The sequence below is a fragment of the Cupriavidus sp. H39 genome (assembly GCF_050271075.1).
Lineage (GTDB): Bacteria > Pseudomonadota > Gammaproteobacteria > Burkholderiales > Burkholderiaceae > Cupriavidus > Cupriavidus necator_B.
In genome coordinates this window covers 105,773-121,856 of the sequence record NZ_CP189845.1, presented here as the reverse complement: position 1 = coordinate 121,856, position 16,084 = coordinate 105,773, and the positions used below count along the sequence as shown (strand labels likewise).

11 protein-coding genes and 4 pseudogenes are annotated in these 16,084 nt (G+C 58.8%); 5 read left to right on the top strand and 10 right to left on the bottom strand.

Annotation, left to right across the window (positions count from 1 at the left end; all coding sequences use genetic code 11):
• A pseudogene (locus ACOCMH_RS00470) lies at nt 1-194 on the bottom strand (IS6 family transposase); the annotation flags it as partial.
• A gap of 199 nt (nt 195-393) precedes the next feature.
• On the opposite strand from ACOCMH_RS00470, the gene ACOCMH_RS00465 reads away from it, so the two are divergent.
• Nucleotides 394-630, top strand: a complete 237-nt coding sequence (locus ACOCMH_RS00465; protein WP_427306055.1) for a hypothetical protein — start codon at nt 394-396, stop codon at nt 628-630.
• Nucleotides 631-660: 30 nt separating this feature from the next.
• On the opposite strand, the pseudogene ACOCMH_RS00460 reads toward ACOCMH_RS00465, so the two are convergent.
• Nucleotides 661-951 (bottom strand): annotated as a pseudogene (locus ACOCMH_RS00460) (MgtC/SapB family protein); the annotation flags it as partial.
• A gap of 856 nt (nt 952-1,807) precedes the next feature.
• Between ACOCMH_RS00460 and ACOCMH_RS00455 the strand changes: the two are divergent.
• Nucleotides 1,808-2,530 carry a UPF0149 family protein gene (locus tag ACOCMH_RS00455; protein WP_427306054.1) on the top strand — a complete coding sequence of 241 codons (723 nt, stop codon included), beginning with the start codon at nt 1,808-1,810 and terminating at the stop codon, nt 2,528-2,530.
• Between the two features lie 115 nt (nt 2,531-2,645).
• On the opposite strand, the pseudogene ACOCMH_RS00450 reads toward ACOCMH_RS00455, so the two are convergent.
• Nucleotides 2,646-2,966 (bottom strand): annotated as a pseudogene (locus ACOCMH_RS00450) (DDE-type integrase/transposase/recombinase); the annotation flags it as partial.
• 66 nt (nt 2,967-3,032) lie between these two features.
• On the opposite strand from ACOCMH_RS00450, the gene ACOCMH_RS00445 reads away from it, so the two are divergent.
• Nucleotides 3,033-4,292, top strand: a complete 1,260-nt coding sequence (locus tag ACOCMH_RS00445; protein WP_427306053.1) for an IS256 family transposase — start codon at nt 3,033-3,035, stop codon at nt 4,290-4,292.
• 81 nt (nt 4,293-4,373) lie between these two features.
• Here the strand turns inward: ACOCMH_RS00445 and ACOCMH_RS00440 are convergent, their stop codons facing one another.
• From ACOCMH_RS00440 to ACOCMH_RS00415, 6 genes are all read right to left on the bottom strand, one after another.
• Complete coding sequence (locus ACOCMH_RS00440) at nt 4,374-4,646, bottom strand: hypothetical protein (protein WP_427306052.1); 273 nt, start codon at nt 4,644-4,646, stop codon at nt 4,374-4,376.
• A 125-nt stretch (nt 4,647-4,771) separates the two neighbouring features.
• Nucleotides 4,772-5,740: a Csu type fimbrial protein gene (locus tag ACOCMH_RS00435; protein WP_427306051.1), complete on the bottom strand. Its 969-nt coding sequence runs from the start codon at nt 5,738-5,740 to the stop codon at nt 4,772-4,774.
• A 257-nt stretch (nt 5,741-5,997) separates the two neighbouring features.
• Nucleotides 5,998-8,409 carry a fimbria/pilus outer membrane usher protein gene (locus tag ACOCMH_RS00430; RefSeq protein WP_427306049.1) on the bottom strand — a complete coding sequence of 804 codons (2,412 nt, stop codon included), beginning with the start codon at nt 8,407-8,409 and terminating at the stop codon, nt 5,998-6,000.
• A gap of 61 nt (nt 8,410-8,470) precedes the next feature.
• Entirely contained in the window at nt 8,471-9,280 is an 810-nt protein-coding gene (locus ACOCMH_RS00425; RefSeq protein ID WP_427306047.1) for a fimbrial biogenesis chaperone, read from the bottom strand.
• Nucleotides 9,281-9,321: 41 nt separating this feature from the next.
• Nucleotides 9,322-9,858, bottom strand: a complete 537-nt coding sequence (locus ACOCMH_RS00420) for a Csu type fimbrial protein (protein WP_427306046.1) — start codon at nt 9,856-9,858, stop codon at nt 9,322-9,324.
• Nucleotides 9,859-9,953: 95 nt separating this feature from the next.
• A complete protein-coding gene (locus ACOCMH_RS00415; protein ID WP_427306045.1) occupies nt 9,954-10,514 on the bottom strand; it encodes a Csu type fimbrial protein in 561 nt (186 codons plus the stop codon).
• Between the two features lie 951 nt (nt 10,515-11,465).
• On the opposite strand from ACOCMH_RS00415, the pseudogene ACOCMH_RS00410 reads away from it, so the two are divergent.
• Nucleotides 11,466-12,482: pseudogene (locus tag ACOCMH_RS00410) on the top strand (IS256 family transposase).
• A 107-nt stretch (nt 12,483-12,589) separates the two neighbouring features.
• Here the strand turns inward: ACOCMH_RS00410 and ACOCMH_RS00405 are convergent.
• The gene (locus ACOCMH_RS00405) at nt 12,590-13,396 is read right to left on the bottom strand and encodes an EAL domain-containing protein (protein ID WP_427306044.1); all 807 of its coding nucleotides are present in this window, start codon (nt 13,394-13,396) and stop codon (nt 12,590-12,592) included.
• 1,095 nt (nt 13,397-14,491) lie between these two features.
• Here ACOCMH_RS00405 and ACOCMH_RS00400 point away from each other — a divergent pair.
• Nucleotides 14,492-16,038 (top strand): IS3 family transposase gene (locus ACOCMH_RS00400; protein WP_427306043.1). Its coding sequence is split into 2 segments (ribosomal slippage): nt 14,492-14,975 and nt 14,975-16,038, totalling 1,548 coding nucleotides; the frame shifts between segments, so codons are not numbered across the junction.
• The last annotated feature ends 46 nt before the right edge of the window (nt 16,039-16,084 follow it).

Below are 16,084 nucleotides of genomic sequence, written 5' to 3'. Positions count from 1 at the left end.
GTGTTTAGCGCCGGCACCAACTTGAGCGCCCATTGGTGCACGGTCGAATGGTCAACCGAGATGCCTCGTTCGGCCATCATCTGCTCGAGATGACGCGGGCTCGGCGGATAGGCGACATACCAGCGCACGCAGGTCAGCATCACCTCCAGCGGATAGTGCAAGCGCTTCAATACCTTCGCAATCTCCGAGTTCATCACCACCACTCACATTGCCTGAATTCGATACCGGCTCATTCTACCGGAGGCTTATTGCGACAAAGCCCTCTATCGCTTCCTCTGCCCCTCGTAAATCGCCTCAATCTACCCACAGACTCCCCCGACGAGCCATCTTATTCAAGGAATCCCATTATGCCGTTTATCGTTGCCGCGCTCGCGCTGGTTGGCCTGCTCATTTATGGCGCGATCCGATGCGGAACAGAAGCGCGGGTCTGTGCGCCTGCATGACCAAGACGCACGCTTCATCTTTGCCGACATTGCAGGCGCTGATGCAATCGAACGTGAGGGTGCGTGGTCGCTGGCGTTGCGCCTGAACCATCAGACGCCGGCGGAATGGCCAATCCCGATGCGGAATCGCCAAGAGGCCAAGCGCTGGGCGAAGATCTTCGCGCTGGCTGTCACGCAGGAGCTTTGAACGCGGGCAGGGCGATCACGCGACCCGTTGTTACTCCGTCGTGCTCGGGTTCCAGTACACCTGGGCAATGTGCGGCTGCGATTGCAGCGCGCTAACGATGCGATCCAACTCGCTTGCGTTCACCGCAGTCGACATCAGCATGGCTTCAATCTCCACGTGGTCTTCACCAAACGGTTCGACCGACAAATCGCTGACCGGATAGCTGGCCTCTTCCAGCAGGCGCTCCAGATCGGCCAGTGCCTCTTTCTGGCGCTCGCTGGTAGAAATGATGCACATCGTGTACGTGACTTCGCTGGCCTGATTGTCTACCGGAGGCTTATTGCGACAAAGCCACCCGTGGTGAACCGCATCAACCGCACGCCGCTGGACATTGCCTGAATTCGATACCGGCTCATTCTACCGGAGGCTTATTGCGACAAAACCCGCTAACGCAACCCTGTCTGGTTGAACGTGAACTCGAAGTCGGTGAACTGTGGGCGGCGATGCGCGGCCGCTGTGCGTCCACACAAATGAAATAGACGCGCTCGGCGTCTACAGAAAAATCAAAAGGCTTCACCGAAGACGGCATCACATCACGATCGAAGCCACGCCGCGCACTTGTGGCTAATCCTGACGGACTCGAAGCGGTCAAAGACACAAGCGTGGGGCCGCATATCGGCTCACCTTGCGCGTAATCTACAACGGGGATTTCAGCTAGAACTTTTTCCCCCACTGGACGGTTACTAGCGAACAGACTTGAGCCTCGCGGCGCGGGCGGATGAAATGGCGCACGGTGTTCAGAATTCTTGAGAATTCGTCCGTGGCAAATCGGTTAGATTATTGGGGAGCGTCATAGGCTCATTAGGTACGTGCAATTCGTACGACTATCCCTTTGCAGCCAGACGCTCCCTCACGTCTGGCTGTTTTTTTCATGGTATTGAAGTTTGCAGCGAAGTGCCTGACATTGGGGCATACACAATCAGATGAGGCGCACCTCGAAGAGCCGAGCGTGCGACTGCCAGAGCTCTGTGTTGCAACCGGGATTTGAAAGTCGACCGTGGTCTGTCCGCGCCTACGGCTTCAATCGTCTTGAAGATTCCGTCTATGAGTCCTTCGGCGTCACGCTGACATCGTTGGTCTGGTATACCAACACCTTCGGCCCGAGGCATATCCAATCCATTCGCAATCGCATTCAGTGATGGCACGCAAGCAAGAGCCTGTTTTGATGCACTCGATATCCAGCCAACCACTCGTCTTTGACGAGCTCGCTCATCTTGCCGCTGCTCTCGACACCATCGGATCGATGAATATCGAAATGCTCGATGGCTACTTTACAGCATTGATTTGCGGGCCCGACATAGTGCTGCCGAGCGAGTATATGCTTGAGGTATTCGGCGCGGAAACTTCCCTCCACGTGGATGACCAGTTCTCAGACATCCCTAGCCTTTTGAGGCGTCACTGGAATGCGATCGCAGCGGAACTGCACTGTACTCTGACGGAGCAGAACGCATATATGCCGATCTTGATCGAGCGAGATGATGGTGTCGCGCCCGGCAACGACTGGGCACACGGGTTCGTGCGTGGCGTTCAAATGCGCCCAGGAAGCTGGGATCACCTTATCCATGATGAGGATCACTGTGGCTCGATGATGCCGATCATGATCCTGCATTACGAAAACGATTTCGATCCGCAGCTGCGACCACCACCTATCCCCTCCGAAAAACGCGATGCGTTGTTGGAAGTGATGATTTCTGGAATAGCAAATATCTATCATTTCTTCGAGCCGTACCGACAGTACGAATGCAAGCCGGCCGGAGCACATTTTCCGCAGAAAGCGCTAGCACCGAACATTGCCCATGGCCTCACCCATTGTTTCGAGGACTACTCTCTATTCTTTAACGTAGTACGAAGCCTACATTAGATTCAGAGCGACTTTCAGTCGCGCGAATGGATATTGCATGAGGCAAACTATGGCATAACGGGCTCTGTCGCGGTTAGGGAGCGAGGACGAGAAGAGGCCCGAGGGCAGCACTGATTTATGCTGCCAGTGAATAGAATTGCTCTGAGGACGGATTGCTCCCTTCGTGACACTGCATCTGGCCCTTGGCAATCATGTGCATGATCTCGATACCGCCCAACAGGATGCGCGCGCAGCGAAAGTTCTTGAATCCAAGCATCGGTCGGGTCAGGCGTTGATGGCTCGATGGGTCCTGCTCGACAATGTTGTTCAGGTACTTGACCTGCCGGATGGTGATGGGAGTTTCTCGTTGGGCGTTTACGTCGTGCAGGGCCGCCAGGCTGGATGGGCTGCCGTCGATGGTCACCGTGTCAGGCTGGCCGTGCTGCGCGATGGCCTTTGGCCAGCTTGCGGGCCTGTCAGAATTTTTGTGTTTAGGGCATAACATGTCGCCAAGGAGCATGTCATGCCACGTACAAACAAGACGAGCCAGGCCGCCGATCGTGAGCTGCCAACCATTCCCGAGGATCTGATCGCCCATTTCGTAAAGGGCCCAATGACTGCCGAGGCCGTTCAGGATGCCTCAATGGCGTTCAAGAAGGCCCTCATCGAGCGGGCCTTGGGCGCCGAGCTCGGCCATCATCTGGGCTACCCGGCTGGCGCTGAACGCCCAGCCGGCACGGCCAATCAACGCAATGGCAAGAGCGCTAAGACGGTCTTGACAGAGGATGGTCCGTTGCGAGTGGACATCCCGCGCGACCGCGACGGCAGCTTCGATCCGATTCTGATTCCCAAGCACGAGCGGCGCTTTACCGGGTTCGACGACAAGATCATCGCCATGTACGCCCGCGGCATGACTGTGCGCGAGATCCAGGCGTTTCTGGCCGAACAGTACGGCACCGAGGTCTCGCCCGAGTTCATCAGTTCGGTCACCGATGCGGTCATGGACGAGGTCACCACCTGGCAAGCCCGCCCGCTGGAGGCGATGTACCCGGTGGTCTTCTTCGACGCGCTGCGGGTCAAGATGCACGAGGACGGCGTGGTGCGCAACAAGGCCGTCTATCTGGCCTTGGGTGTGCTGCCCGACGGCACGCGCGACATCCTGGGCCTGTGGATCGAGAGCACCGAAGGCGCCAAGTTCTGGATGAAGGTGTTCAACGACCTGAAGACCCGTGGCACGCAGGACATCCTGATCGCGGTCACGGATGGCCTCAAGGGCATGGAACAGGCTTTGAACGCGGTGTTCCCGGACACGACGCTGCAGACTTGCATCGTGCACCTGATCCGAAACAGCGTGAACTACGCCGGTTGGAAAGAGAGCCGCACCGTCGCGGCAGCGCTCAAGCCCGTGTACACCGCGCCCACTGTTGAGTCGGCGCTGGCCGAACTGGCGGTCTTCGAGCAGAGCGAATGGGCTCAGAAGTACCCGCCGATCGCCGCGGCCTGGCGTCGCGCCTGGGACCAGGTGATCCCGTTCTTTACGTTCCCACCGGCAATCCGCAAGATCATCTACACGACCAACGCCATTGAGAGCATCAATGCGCAACTGCGCAAGATCATCAAGACGCGCGGGCACTTCCCTAGCGACGAGGCTGCAACCAAACTGCTATGGCTGGCCCTGCGCAACATCACCTGCAAGTGGGGCAGTTCAACGCATGACTGGAAGGCTGCCATGAACCAGTTTGCGATTCTCTATGAGGAACGCTTCACCCACCCGCATCGCTGAGATAATGCTGGCTCACCGGCTAAGTTGACGGTGAGCCTTCAACTGCTCTGAACACAAAAACGCTGACAGGCCCCAGCTTGCTCAACGGTGGCTGCTCCAGGGCTCGTACCAAAAGTAAAGGCGGCGGCTCTGGTTTTTGGTATAGATGTCGGCTGGTGCCGTACGGCGGATCTGCGCTACCGTGAACGCCAGCCGCGCCACCATCACGTTCGAGTAGCGATCTCGCACCGGGATGCCCTTTATGGCATGCAGTATCTCTGCCGGGATTCCCGTCGCGCTGTGAGTGCCAAGTACGCAATATCCCCATCCCTCCGATTTACAATGCCAAAGTCGTCGGATCGCCGAACCGGCCATTCGCCGTCTCCTCCGCGCAGTCGAATCGCGCTGCTCTGTTGATCAAGTCATCCGCTCGAAGCGACGGGCGAACGCCTGGCAACCGCCAACATCTCACATCGTCATCTGGACGACCACTCGCATCGTCAATATCGGATATCGATGATGACGCTATCGGTATAAGCGCCGACGGGCGGCGTCGCCTGGTCCGCGTAGATCTTCGCGGTATAGGGAAGCGACTGAGCCGTCAGCCCATCGGACAGCCCCGAGCTGGCGACACGATTCGCCGTAGCATCCCAGGCAGCCGGGTTGCCAGAATTGAACAGGTCATACTGCAGCCGGTAGCTACCGCTGGCCATTTGCCGTCGCCCGTCCGATGCCACGTTCATCCCTGGGCCTATGCCGACCGTGTAGCTCATGCCTTTGGTACAAACCAGCGAAATGTTACTGTTGATTGCCTGGAATGCGCCAACCAACGGCGCCGATCCAAAATCGATATTCGGCGCTGTCACGACACAATCGTTGGTAACCGTCAGCGTCAATGTCACAGTTGATGTGCCCGAGCCCACGTCACGTCCGAGACATAGACCGAGAAGACCAATCCCGCTGCAATAGTTCCACTGCCAGTTGATGGTCAGGGTGTCTGTATAAACGCCGGCAGCCACATTGCTCCCGGTAATGGTCCGGAAATACAACGGCAGGTATCCCCCAGGCCCGCCCAGCAGCCCGAGAATGTTCAGGCCTTGCCCGCTCGCGAAATCGTACTGTTGTCCCGCATTCAGCCGTACCGTATATCCGCTATCGGCAAATATTGCATACGGTATGGTGTCGCCATTGGAAGCGACAAGCTTTGTGGCGTTAGCCGATTGGATCGTGGCATACACGTGGTCGCCGCTGCCGAGCACGGAAAGCAACGCCCCCCCACAGCTCAGCCCCGCGTTGGTCGTTGATGTACTTTGCGAAGCGTTGCGCACCACGAAAGACGTTACCGAGCCGAATGTGGCCGGCACCGCCCCCGTCACTGAACAGGCGGCATGACCAGCTTCCGTCAGCAATACCAACAGTACCAGCACAAAGCCGGCAGCTCTGGCAGCCCTCTCGAATATGTTTCTCATGCTCTCCTCGCCTGCTGGTGATAAGGCGCCGGCCTTATACCCGGCGTCGGTAACGATGCGGTCCGGAATGGCTCCGCTTGGAGCGCCGGTCCGCTTTCTCATAACTCACCGCCTCGCACGACGGCACTTACGCCACTCAACCCGTCGTGCGCGCACGGTTAATCCGCGCCCCTTCGGCGCGCCGGTCCGTTCGCGCCACAACATGGGAGCAAGGTCGCAGCAGCGACGTTGGACCGGTATCAAACCTGCAGCGCAAATCACGCCGAGGGCGATTCACACACCAACGGGCCGATTTTCCGTATCGCCTTATCTCCGCTCACCTCCATGGTGAATTCCGCACTGCATTTCGCACCATCCGGCGTCACGACGTTCAGATGATTGCGGCGCACAAGATTCTCGAAATACGTTGCGCCATCGACACCGATCAAGCCCCGCCGGCCGGACTCGACATGCTCGACCTGCGCTCCCATCGGTAGTGGCCTTGCCTGTTGATCGACGAGCGCAATATCGGCCGCGATCACCTCCTTGACGGGAAAGGAAATCAGTGCCCCGCTCCTGGCGCGGACTGCCACAGTCCTTTCCACTTCATGTGTGATGACATTGGCGGGCAGATTCAGCGGGTCGATCTCGTACTTGCCGGCGTAGTACGAGGGTGCCCACGGCACCAGCAGCCGACCGCCGCCATTGGTCTTGCCAATCAGCTGGTTCTCGTACCGAACTGGGACGTCCGCATAACCTTGCGTGTCCACGACGGCAAACGCATCGTCGATCCGGTTCGCGGCCATGATGCCTCCGCCCATTGCCACGAGCGAACCCTGTACGTCCAGCGAGCGCGTGTACGGCTGGGCCGCGTTGCCCTGTCCATAGACGCCCGCTTGGACCTGCATCACAGGGGTTCTCCACGTCGCACTCGCCTGCTGATAGTTGGGGGCCCCGGCAGAATAGCCGAGGTCGACCCCGACTCCACCATCGCTCGGAACGGCGCGGCTGTACTGCAGGCGTTGGGAGAACTCTCCGTTATCGTCCCTGGAAAGCCCGGCACTAATCGTGCCGACCTTGCCCTCTAGCGGCACGATCAGTTGTAGCTGCGCCATCAGTCCCTTTTGACCGATGACTTTATTCAACGATGCGTAAAGGTTCGCCGAGCCGAATACCCCCCGCATGTACGAAAAATTGGCCACCCGTGTGCGAGTACCATCGGCTCCGCGCACGTCGAAGAAGCCGGTGCCCAGAGTCCCCCCGCCTGGGCCCAGATTGACGGCCGCAGTAGCCTGGTTAACTACCCGGGACGAGCGAACCTGCTTCGGCATGTCGTAATCGGCCAGATCCCGAAAACCTTCGCTGCGTTGCTGGTGGCGCAAGGCTACGCTGAAATACCTCGATGTATAGCTGTAGCCGGCCGCATACTGCTGCCCCGCCAGCCCCTCAAGGTAGCTCTTGGAGGCCGCGAGACTCACGATTCCAAGATTTCCGATCTGCGTACTGATACCTGCACCCCCGACCCCAAAACGCTGGCCACCCTGCACTTGCCCCTCAAGCGTCACCCTATCGTTCAGACCGTAACGACCGGTCGCCGAGACCCCAAATTTCCCATATGAGAAAGAGCTCAGCCCATACGCGCGGCGTAGTGCGCCCGCCGATACCGAATAGGTGAACAGGCCCCTTTTTAGCAACGATGTGGCTACGTAGAACGGCACCGATACCGAAACCTGCCGCCCCAAGGCGTCAGTGGTGACAACGGTAGCCTCGCCGGCGCCGTTAATGGACGGCACATTGTTCAGCGTAAAGGGGCCAGGATTCGCCTGCTCCGTTCCGGCCTTGCTGCCGTTGATGAACAGGTCCACCGCCGTGGGCACCGCGGCCTGCCCACTGAACTGCGGCAAGGGATAGGTGACGATATCCGGGCGCGCCTTGAAGCCCCGCTCGATCGACAGACCGCCCATGCGCACGGCGCTGGTCCAAGGTAGGGCTCCGGTAATGAGGTCGCCCGCCGTATAGGTCAACAGTCGATCGTGCTCGGAGTACACCCACGAGGTGTCGTACCGGACGTAGCGGTTTGCACCCGGTGCATTGTCGGCCCCGTAGCTGCGCCGGTATATCCCCGAGTTCGAGATACTGCCCCACGTGTCAAAGATGCGCTGCTCTGTCCAGGCTGAGGTGTAGGTTCGCCCTCCCACTGGTGAACTGGTATAGATGTCATAGTTGAACAACATCCCCAGGCTCACCGCCGCCGGCATCCTGCTGACGGGACGCCCCGTGCCAAGGACCTGGTCTGGGAGCCAATCGGGGGGCAACCGGATATGCAGTCGCTGGACAGCGCTTTCGTACTGGACCATGACGCCGTCGATGGCATCGAGCGCGACGTATTCGTCATCGCGGGCATTGGTGGCGATCGAAACAGCCCGCGCATCCCGTGCCTGGACCATGTAATGCCCGTCGATGAAGCGAACCGGAACCACTTTTCCCGTCGGAAGGCCGTTGACTACCAGTTCCAGATAGAGCCGCTGCCCGGGCGCCTCCGCTCCGCCGAACGGATAAGCGTCACGATCAGGCTTGGTGCCTTGTTCTGCGTAGCTGATGCGCACGGCCGTCGACAGGATCAGCGCCACTGCCCAGACAATTGGCCGGACTGGCGGCAAACAGGTAGAGTTGCTTACGGATTTTCCCATTCTGTTATTTCTCACCGCATGCGATGCATGCCGCTCTCGAGACACCCGTTAACAAGCCCGCCTACTCCGACGCAATGCTGACGCTTTCCTTCCCGTTTACGCTTGCCACAATCTGCCTGACCCCTTGCAGCGACACCGACTTCGGAACCTCCCAACGCATGATCGACCCCGGCAACACATAGCCAAACAGTCCTTCGGGCAACGCCGTCTTGCGTTCCCCCGTCACGACTGCCATCTGTGTCAGCTTTGCGTGTACGGCGCCGCTATTGCGGATGAAGATCCAGCGCTTTCCCCCTTCCTCCTGGATACGCCAATGCAGCACCGGTAGCGCCGCGCTTTGCGCATTCCGCCGCTTCTCAGCGTCCACCTTGGTCCAAATGTCGGTGCCCGATACGAACAGTGGGATGGAATAGTGCATCTGGAACTTGATCCCCAGCGACGGGCCAAGTCCATCCTTCTGGCTGGACTCCGTGTCGGTATCGGGCCGGGGAATCTCGTCGACGAAGACACGATAGGCATTCTCCTTGCCGGGCCCGACGGCGACCTGCTTGATCAGTCTTATCAGTTGCCGCTTGCCAGGCGCAACCGTCGCCATTGGTGGGCTTCCGGCAATGTCGTTCTGAGCGGCGTCGTAAACGTCCTGCCCGTCACGCTGCGTCCAGCCAACGACGCGGACCTGCAAAGTGAGGGGGGTCTTGTCGCGGTTCTCCACCCAAAGCGCCACAGCCGGTTGATCGTGCTCGATCACAGGATCAATTGGCCAGATCATGAGGGCCGACGCGGCACTTGCCTGGCCCGCAAGAGCCATCGGCGCCACTGCAATCGCGGCACGGTGGACCCTGAACGCCAGCACCCGAAGAGCGGTTGCCATCGAAGAATTTCTCATTACATTTCTCTCTCTACCGGTCTGCATCAGTAGCTCAATGTCACTTGCACAGTGTCCGTATAGGTCCCGGAGGGTGCGGTGCCCGCGCCCGGCAACGTGAGCGCCCCGTACACCGGCAAGCTAACGGTCCCCGATACTGTCTGATAAACCGTCTGCCCGACTGGAATGGGCTGCGCATGGGCAGCATCCGAGTAGAGCTGGTACGGAATGAGAGCACTGCCGGACATGACCTGCAGGTTGCGTTGCCCCCCTGCACCGGGATGCAACCCGCCATCCACGGTCACCCCAAGCGACGTTCCCGGCGAGCACTGGATCTGTACAACTGAGCCGTTGGATTGCGCCGTTGCATTGACGGGTCCAGTGGCAGTCGCAGGATGCACCCCGAAGTCCAGCGTTCCGAAATGGACGCCGGATGTCTGATTGGAGCCCACAACGCCGCAGCCAGCCACGATCCGCGCGGTGACGGTAAACTGCTTTTGGGTTGGCAACTGCGTCTCCGCCCTGCCAGCAGATGTCAGCACGGCAATGGCAAAAGCGACTACCGTTACGATACGACTGAACATGATCGGTCGCCTCACGGCACCTGGCAGAGTGACCGCCGGTGCCGCTTCCCCCTCGATGGATACGATGCGGCCCAACCGCGCTGCTCATTTGACGTTCACCAAGCAACCGTAACAGCCAGCGTGTCGGTGTAAGTTCCCGCGGTCAATGCGGCCGGAGACGTCTTGTTGATCCGGCCATAGATCGGCAGCGGCGTGGCCGTGCCTTGATTCACGGCCACCGTCACGGGTGTGCCCGCGGTATAGACGTTGGTGCGCGCCGAATCTGAAAAGACCTCATATGGCACGAAGACGTTGTTGCCGTTGGTCAACGCACGCGAGCCGACACCGACGGTAGCCCCCTGGCCTGCATGCTGACCGCCATCGACCGTCACGTTGACCGAGGACACACCTGTGTCGCAGGTGATCGTCGAGTTCTGCGCGGGGCTACCACCGCCGGCCTGTGCCGTCAGCACACCGGTGAAAGTAGCGGGTTGAGTGCCAAAATCCAGCCTACCGAAGTTTCCCGACGTGACCGGGCCACTACCGTTATTGACGACGCAGCTCGACGTCAGAACGAGCTGAGCATCGACGGTGCCTGAGATCTGGCCGGCCGCGTGTGCGCCAACACTGGCGGACACGATTGCCATCGCTGCGGCGAGCTTGAATGACGCTTTCATGACTTCTCCTATCGATGTAGGGCTGCTCAGATATCTATCGCCAGCTTGGCGTAGTGAGCCATCAGCCCAATGTGACTCATAAAGTCCCTTATTGGCCGGAAGATGATCCTGAGTCTGAAGCCGCTATCCGGCTATCCGGAGCGGTTTCAAGTCAGGCGCTTGGCGCGGCCCTAACGCGGGCAGGCGACAAGCTGCCGGCGCAGTTCATCCTCGCGGATAGGCGTGAATGGCTCTGTCGCGGTAAGGGAGCGAGGACGAGAAGACGCCCGATGGCACCACTGACTTATGCTGCCAGTGAATGGAATTGCTCTGCAGCGGACGGATTGGGACGATGCGAGTTCGTCAGCTGGCTTTTCAAGTTGATGAGTCCTTTGTATACGCACTTCTCGCGTCTGAGCAACTAGCCTGTACCCGGACGAAATCCGTTGCAGCTGTATATCCTGCCTTTCCAGTTTTTTAGAAGCTCCGATACAGTCCAAGACTGCCATCCCATCTATTCGGCCAGGATGGAGTTACCAATTCAGGTTCTAGCAGACAACGACCTCGCGGTCTCGTCGGGTATTGCGCAGGAATTCAAGTATGTTGACGTGGCTTGTATGCAATTTATCAAATTAAAAAAACCTAATTCTGAGCAATTCTGACTTCCCCCCCAGATTGGCAAGAACCAGCAAACTAAGTTGTACAATGCAGTGGGGGGAATGTGTCGCACGTAAGGTTTTAGAGCAGTACGGAGACCATCCGCGTCTGGGCAGCGATCAGGTCCATCGCATCGATAGTCGGTTTTGCGAGTACAGATCAGTTAGGGGCTGAGTCAAATAGGAGTTGTCAAGCGTTGCGGCCCGATGGTGTAGCCGCATCGGTGCATGGAACAGAAGCTGACGTAAAGGGCTTCGCCGGACCTATCCGGAATTTTGTGTACGAGGCATATCATGAGAGGTAATGACCATGGATATGCCGATGAAGAAACGTACAGTCGCGTCTCAGGCAGCGGCCCGCGGGCCGCTGCCGGCTTTGCCGGCCGGCTTGCTCGACGAACTGGTTAAAGGACCGATGACGCCCAGCGAGGTCCAGGATCTGATGCTGGCCTTCAACAAGGCTATCATCGAGCGGGTGATGGGCGCCGAGATGAGCATGCACCTAGGCTATAAGCCTGTCGATCCCAAGCCGGCCGAGCAATCCAATGCACGCAACGGCCTCACCGGCAAGACTGTGATCACCGACCGCGGCCCGGTGCGGGTCGAATTGCCACGCGACCGCGGTGGCAGCTTTGAGCCGGTCTTGATACCCAAGCATGAACGGCGTCTTACCGGATTCGACGAGCGCATTATTGCCATGTATGCGCGCGGCATGAGCGTGCGCGAGATTCAGGCATTCCTGGGCGAGAGCTACGGAACCGAAGTCTCCCCGGACTTCATCAGCTCGGTCACCGATGAAGTCATGGCCGATGCAATCGCGTGGCAGAGCCGCCCGCTCGAAGCCATGTACCCGGTCGTGTTCTTCGACGCGTTGCGGGTCAAGATCCGCACTGACGGCGTGGTCAGCAATAAGGCCGTGTATCTGGCATTGGGAATCCAGGCAGACGGTCAACGCGATGTGCTGAGCTTGTGGGTCGAGCAGACCGAAGGACAAGCGCTGCAGGACTTCGCCGACGGCCCGTGGGGCGAAAAGCTGCCGATGATCGCGCAATCGTGACGAGGCGCCTGGGAGCACGTCACGCCGTTCTTCGTGTTCCCGCCCGAGATCCGGCGGGTGATCTACACCACGAATGCCATCGAAAGCCTGAATGCAGCTGCGCAAGACCATCAAAACCCGAGGGCACTTCCCCTCGGATGAAGCCGCTGTCAAACTGCTGTGGCTGACGCTGCGCATGTGCTCGCCAAGTCGGGTCGAACGACCTATGACTGGAAGTCCGCGATGAATCAGTTTGCTATTCTGTATGGCGAGCGACTTACCGCGGCACGGGGCTAACAGAATTCAAAACCGCCTCGCTTTCATTCGTCATATGTATTGCACCCTACATAAAACGACACGTATTCCCCCGATGGTAAAGTGCATATTGCGCAGAGTTAACTTGATTAATCTCTCATCGGAAGCCTTGAGTGCATCACCCTCATGGATGGCTCCGATAAGTAATAACCCTGCACCCAGTTCACACCCACCCTCCGAGCAACCTCCAGGTCGCCCGGGTTCTCCACGCCTTCAATGACGACATCCTTACCAATACCTTTTGCGAGATTTACCATGCCTAGGAGCTGAGATACTTCGCTTTTTTTACTTCTTGCTGATGCGATATATTTTTTGTCTATTTTTATCAGATCCGGTGCATTGATCTCAATTGCTGTCTCTATGCTATGACCAACACCAAAGTCGTCAATTGCGATTCGACATCCCAGCGCTTGCATACGTTTGGAAAAAGACCGGCTACTCTTTTGTATTACGGGTGCCGTCTCTGTAATTTCCACCACAAGACGCTCCGCGATATCAGGCCGAGCCTGTAACTCGAGCATCGTCGACCCCCACCAGATGTCTTCCGTCGTGCTTTGCGCAGAAATATTGACGCCGAGTGAAACCGTCGGCTCCATCTTGAGGATTTCCACTGCCCTCTTCACGTTATAGCGGTCCAACGGGCGCATCAGACCTGCCTGTTCTAGCGTCGGAATAAAATCTCCAGCCATCGCGATGTGCCCGTCGTCGCCAACTCGGACACGTGTTAAGCATTCGAGATAGGGGATTCTCCGCATGTCCGAACTGTCAAAAACCGGCTGAAAATGAAAGAACAGTGCGTCATTGCCAATTGCCTGGAAAACGTGCTCCGCGACGCACACATCCAGCTGTGCCCGTGGCGAGGCGAACGGGGCGTCGAACTGATCAGCAGCTAACATGCTACCCACGTCATCTTCGTCCACTATCACGGCGTTCAGTTCGGCCAGCGATGCAACCCCCCCTCTGGCATGCCAGCTTCAGACATAGCCACGCCAGCGCCTCTTCAAGGTCTTGATGCTCCTGTTGAACTGAGGCACGTGTTCGACATGCCATCGTGGCTACAGTTAGCCGCCCCTCGATTCTCTGTCCAGAGGAAACAACCCTCAAGTCGAGGTCAGTACCTATTTCGCGGAGGTGCAGTAGAAGCGCCCCTTCTACCTGCAGCAAGATTGCCTCTCCGTACGTCAGCCTCAGCGCTGCCACATTGCTGAGGATTATCATCATACGCACATGGGCCATTGCGTTCTCCATCAGAACTTTTCGTTCTGCTCTCAGCATCTCACTGGCAGCAATACAAATTTCTGAACTTTTTTGAAGTTCCCCTGCATCAACATTGCTGCCGGGCGCCATAGACACTGCCAACCTTAATGCCTTGTGCAATCTTCCAAAGGCGGGAGCTAACGTTTGTGGGAGGCCGCGAACAACGGAGCAGCCTCGCGAATCTCTGGAGACATGGCATCAACTCAGGTTTCGACAGTCCCCTTTGGGGGCGCCGGACAATCCTGAATAGTTGTTCGCACGGAGGAAGCAATGTCAATTTAGATGCCAGACTACCGTGAGAGCTGGCCACGCCGTGGTCGCTGCGTCGCAGTTTGCCTCCCGCAATGCGGTTACGAGCAAAACTCCCTTCAGTGCGTGATCGAGCAGCAGCAACGCGGTTTTTGGTAAGCCAACGGAGGTCTGCGAGGCGTTCGCAGCCGGGCTGCCCCATTCGGCAAACGCGAGTGCCTGCAAGGCTCGACGGGGACACCGCGCTCCCAAGCCGGAGCCCTCGAACTTTACGCTGCGACATGTTCGAAAGAAGAGACCTTCGAACATATCGCAATACGAACGCAAACCATGCTGCGAGTCCACCAAGAGAGGACGGTCGCGTGCCAGTCGCTCAGCACAATTAGTCGTAGAAGCGTCTTTTTATGCCATCCCCTCCATGTCAGGATAGATGTCGCCCCGCCGCCTTTCGATGAAGGACAATGGAGGGCGGAAGCGGTTGGAGAATGAAACGCTATCCGGCGGAGTACAAGGAATGGGTGGTTGAGCAGATGATGCCGCCCGTGAACCGATCGGTTGTGGAGTTGGCCAGGGAGACGGGTGTCACGACGGTGAGCCTGCGCACCTGGCGCAACGAGGCGCGAGAGCAAGGACGAGTTGTGCCAGGCAACGGCAAACAGAGCGATAAGTGGTCCAGCGCGGACAAGTTCCGGGTGGTGCTGGAGACGGCGCCCCTGAGTGAAGCGGAGCTGTCCGAATACTGCCGCAGGAAGGGCATTCAGCCAGAACAGATCCGGCAGTGGCGTGCTGCCTGTGAGCAGGCGAATGCGAAGACGCCGCCCAAGGCAGACACACAGCTGCGCGAGGAAGCAACCGCGAAGAAGCGAATCCGTGACTTGGAGCGTGAGCTGAAGCGCAAGGACGCCGCGCTGGCGGAAACCGCAGCGCTGCTGGTGCTAAGAAAAAAAGCCGAGGCGATCTGGGGAAGGGACGAGGAGGATTGATCAACGTCTCGGATCGCCGCGAGGCCATTGCGTTGATCGATGAAGCGGTAAAGAGCGGCGCGCGCCAGGCCCTCGCGTGCGAGGAATTAGGTCTGAACGAGCGCACCTTGCAGCGCTGGCGCCATACGCCTGAGGATGGACGACCGGGCGCGCAGCGTCCGGTGCCGGCCAACAAGCTCAGCGAGGCCGAGCGTGAGGCCGTGCTGGCCGCGGCCAACGAGCCCGGCTGCGAGGGCCTGACGCCGCACCAGATCGTACCCAGGCTGGCCGACGAAGGCCGTTACCTGGCCTCGGAGTCGACCTTCTACCGCGTGCTCAAGGCCGCCGGCCAGGCGCGCCGGCGCGGACGCGGCCACGAAGCCAAGTCGCGTCCGTTGACCACCCACCGAGCCGACGGACCCAACCAGGTGTGGTGCTGGGATATCACGTGGATGCCCACGACGGTGAAAGGTCGCTTCTTTTACTGGTACATGATGCAGGACATCTACAGCCGCAAGCTGGTAGTCAACGAGGTGCACGAGAGCGAATCGGCCAACCATGCCAGCGAACTGCTGTCGCTGGGCTGTTTGCGCGAGAAGACCGCCGGCCGGCCGCTGGTGCTGCATTCGGACAACGGCAGCGTCATGAAAGGAGGGACGATGCTGGCGATGATGGGTTACCTGGGCGTGCAGCCCTCATACAGTCGTCCGCGTGTGAGCAATGACAACGCTTACGCGGAAGCGCTGTTCCGCACAGCCAAGTACTGCCCGCTGTGGCCGGATCGGCCATTCGATACGCTGCAGCAGGCGCGCGATTGGGTCCATCGGTTCGTGCGTTGGTACAACGAGGAGCACCGCCACAGTGGCCTAAAGTACGTCACGCCGAACCAGCGGCACCGCGGTGAAGCGCCGCCCCTACTGGCGCGACGCACGATGCTGTATCAGGCAGCCCGCGCCCGACATCCGCAGCGCTGGTCGCGAGGGATCCGGAATTGGAAACTGGATCCAGTGGTCTTCTTGAACCCCGAACGAGCTGAGCAGGAGGCTAGGGAGCACCGGAAAGCAGCATAACGGCGGACGCGACAACTACCTTGACACACACCGCATCACGCTAAAA

Excerpts from the sequence above, each read along its gene's own strand:
- ACOCMH_RS00430 (WP_427306049.1), bottom strand. The coding sequence starts at position 8,409 with ATGGGAAAATCCGTAAGCAACTCTACCTGTTTGCCGCCAGTCCGGCCA.
- ACOCMH_RS00420 (WP_427306046.1), bottom strand. The coding sequence starts at position 9,858 with ATGTTCAGTCGTATCGTAACGGTAGTCGCTTTTGCCATTGCCGTGCTG.
- ACOCMH_RS00465 (WP_427306055.1), top strand. The coding sequence starts at position 394 with ATGGCGCGATCCGATGCGGAACAGAAGCGCGGGTCTGTGCGCCTGCAT.
- ACOCMH_RS00405 (WP_427306044.1), bottom strand. The coding sequence starts at position 13,396 with ATGTTAGCTGCTGATCAGTTCGACGCCCCGTTCGCCTCGCCACGGGCA.
- ACOCMH_RS00455 (WP_427306054.1), top strand. The coding sequence starts at position 1,808 with ATGGCACGCAAGCAAGAGCCTGTTTTGATGCACTCGATATCCAGCCAA.
- ACOCMH_RS00415 (WP_427306045.1), bottom strand. The coding sequence starts at position 10,514 with ATGAAAGCGTCATTCAAGCTCGCCGCAGCGATGGCAATCGTGTCCGCC.
- ACOCMH_RS00445 (WP_427306053.1), top strand. The coding sequence starts at position 3,033 with ATGCCACGTACAAACAAGACGAGCCAGGCCGCCGATCGTGAGCTGCCA.
- ACOCMH_RS00425 (WP_427306047.1), bottom strand. The coding sequence starts at position 9,280 with ATGGCAACCGCTCTTCGGGTGCTGGCGTTCAGGGTCCACCGTGCCGCG.
- ACOCMH_RS00435 (WP_427306051.1), bottom strand. The coding sequence starts at position 5,740 with ATGAGAAACATATTCGAGAGGGCTGCCAGAGCTGCCGGCTTTGTGCTG.
- ACOCMH_RS00440 (WP_427306052.1), bottom strand. The coding sequence starts at position 4,646 with ATGGCCGGTTCGGCGATCCGACGACTTTGGCATTGTAAATCGGAGGGA.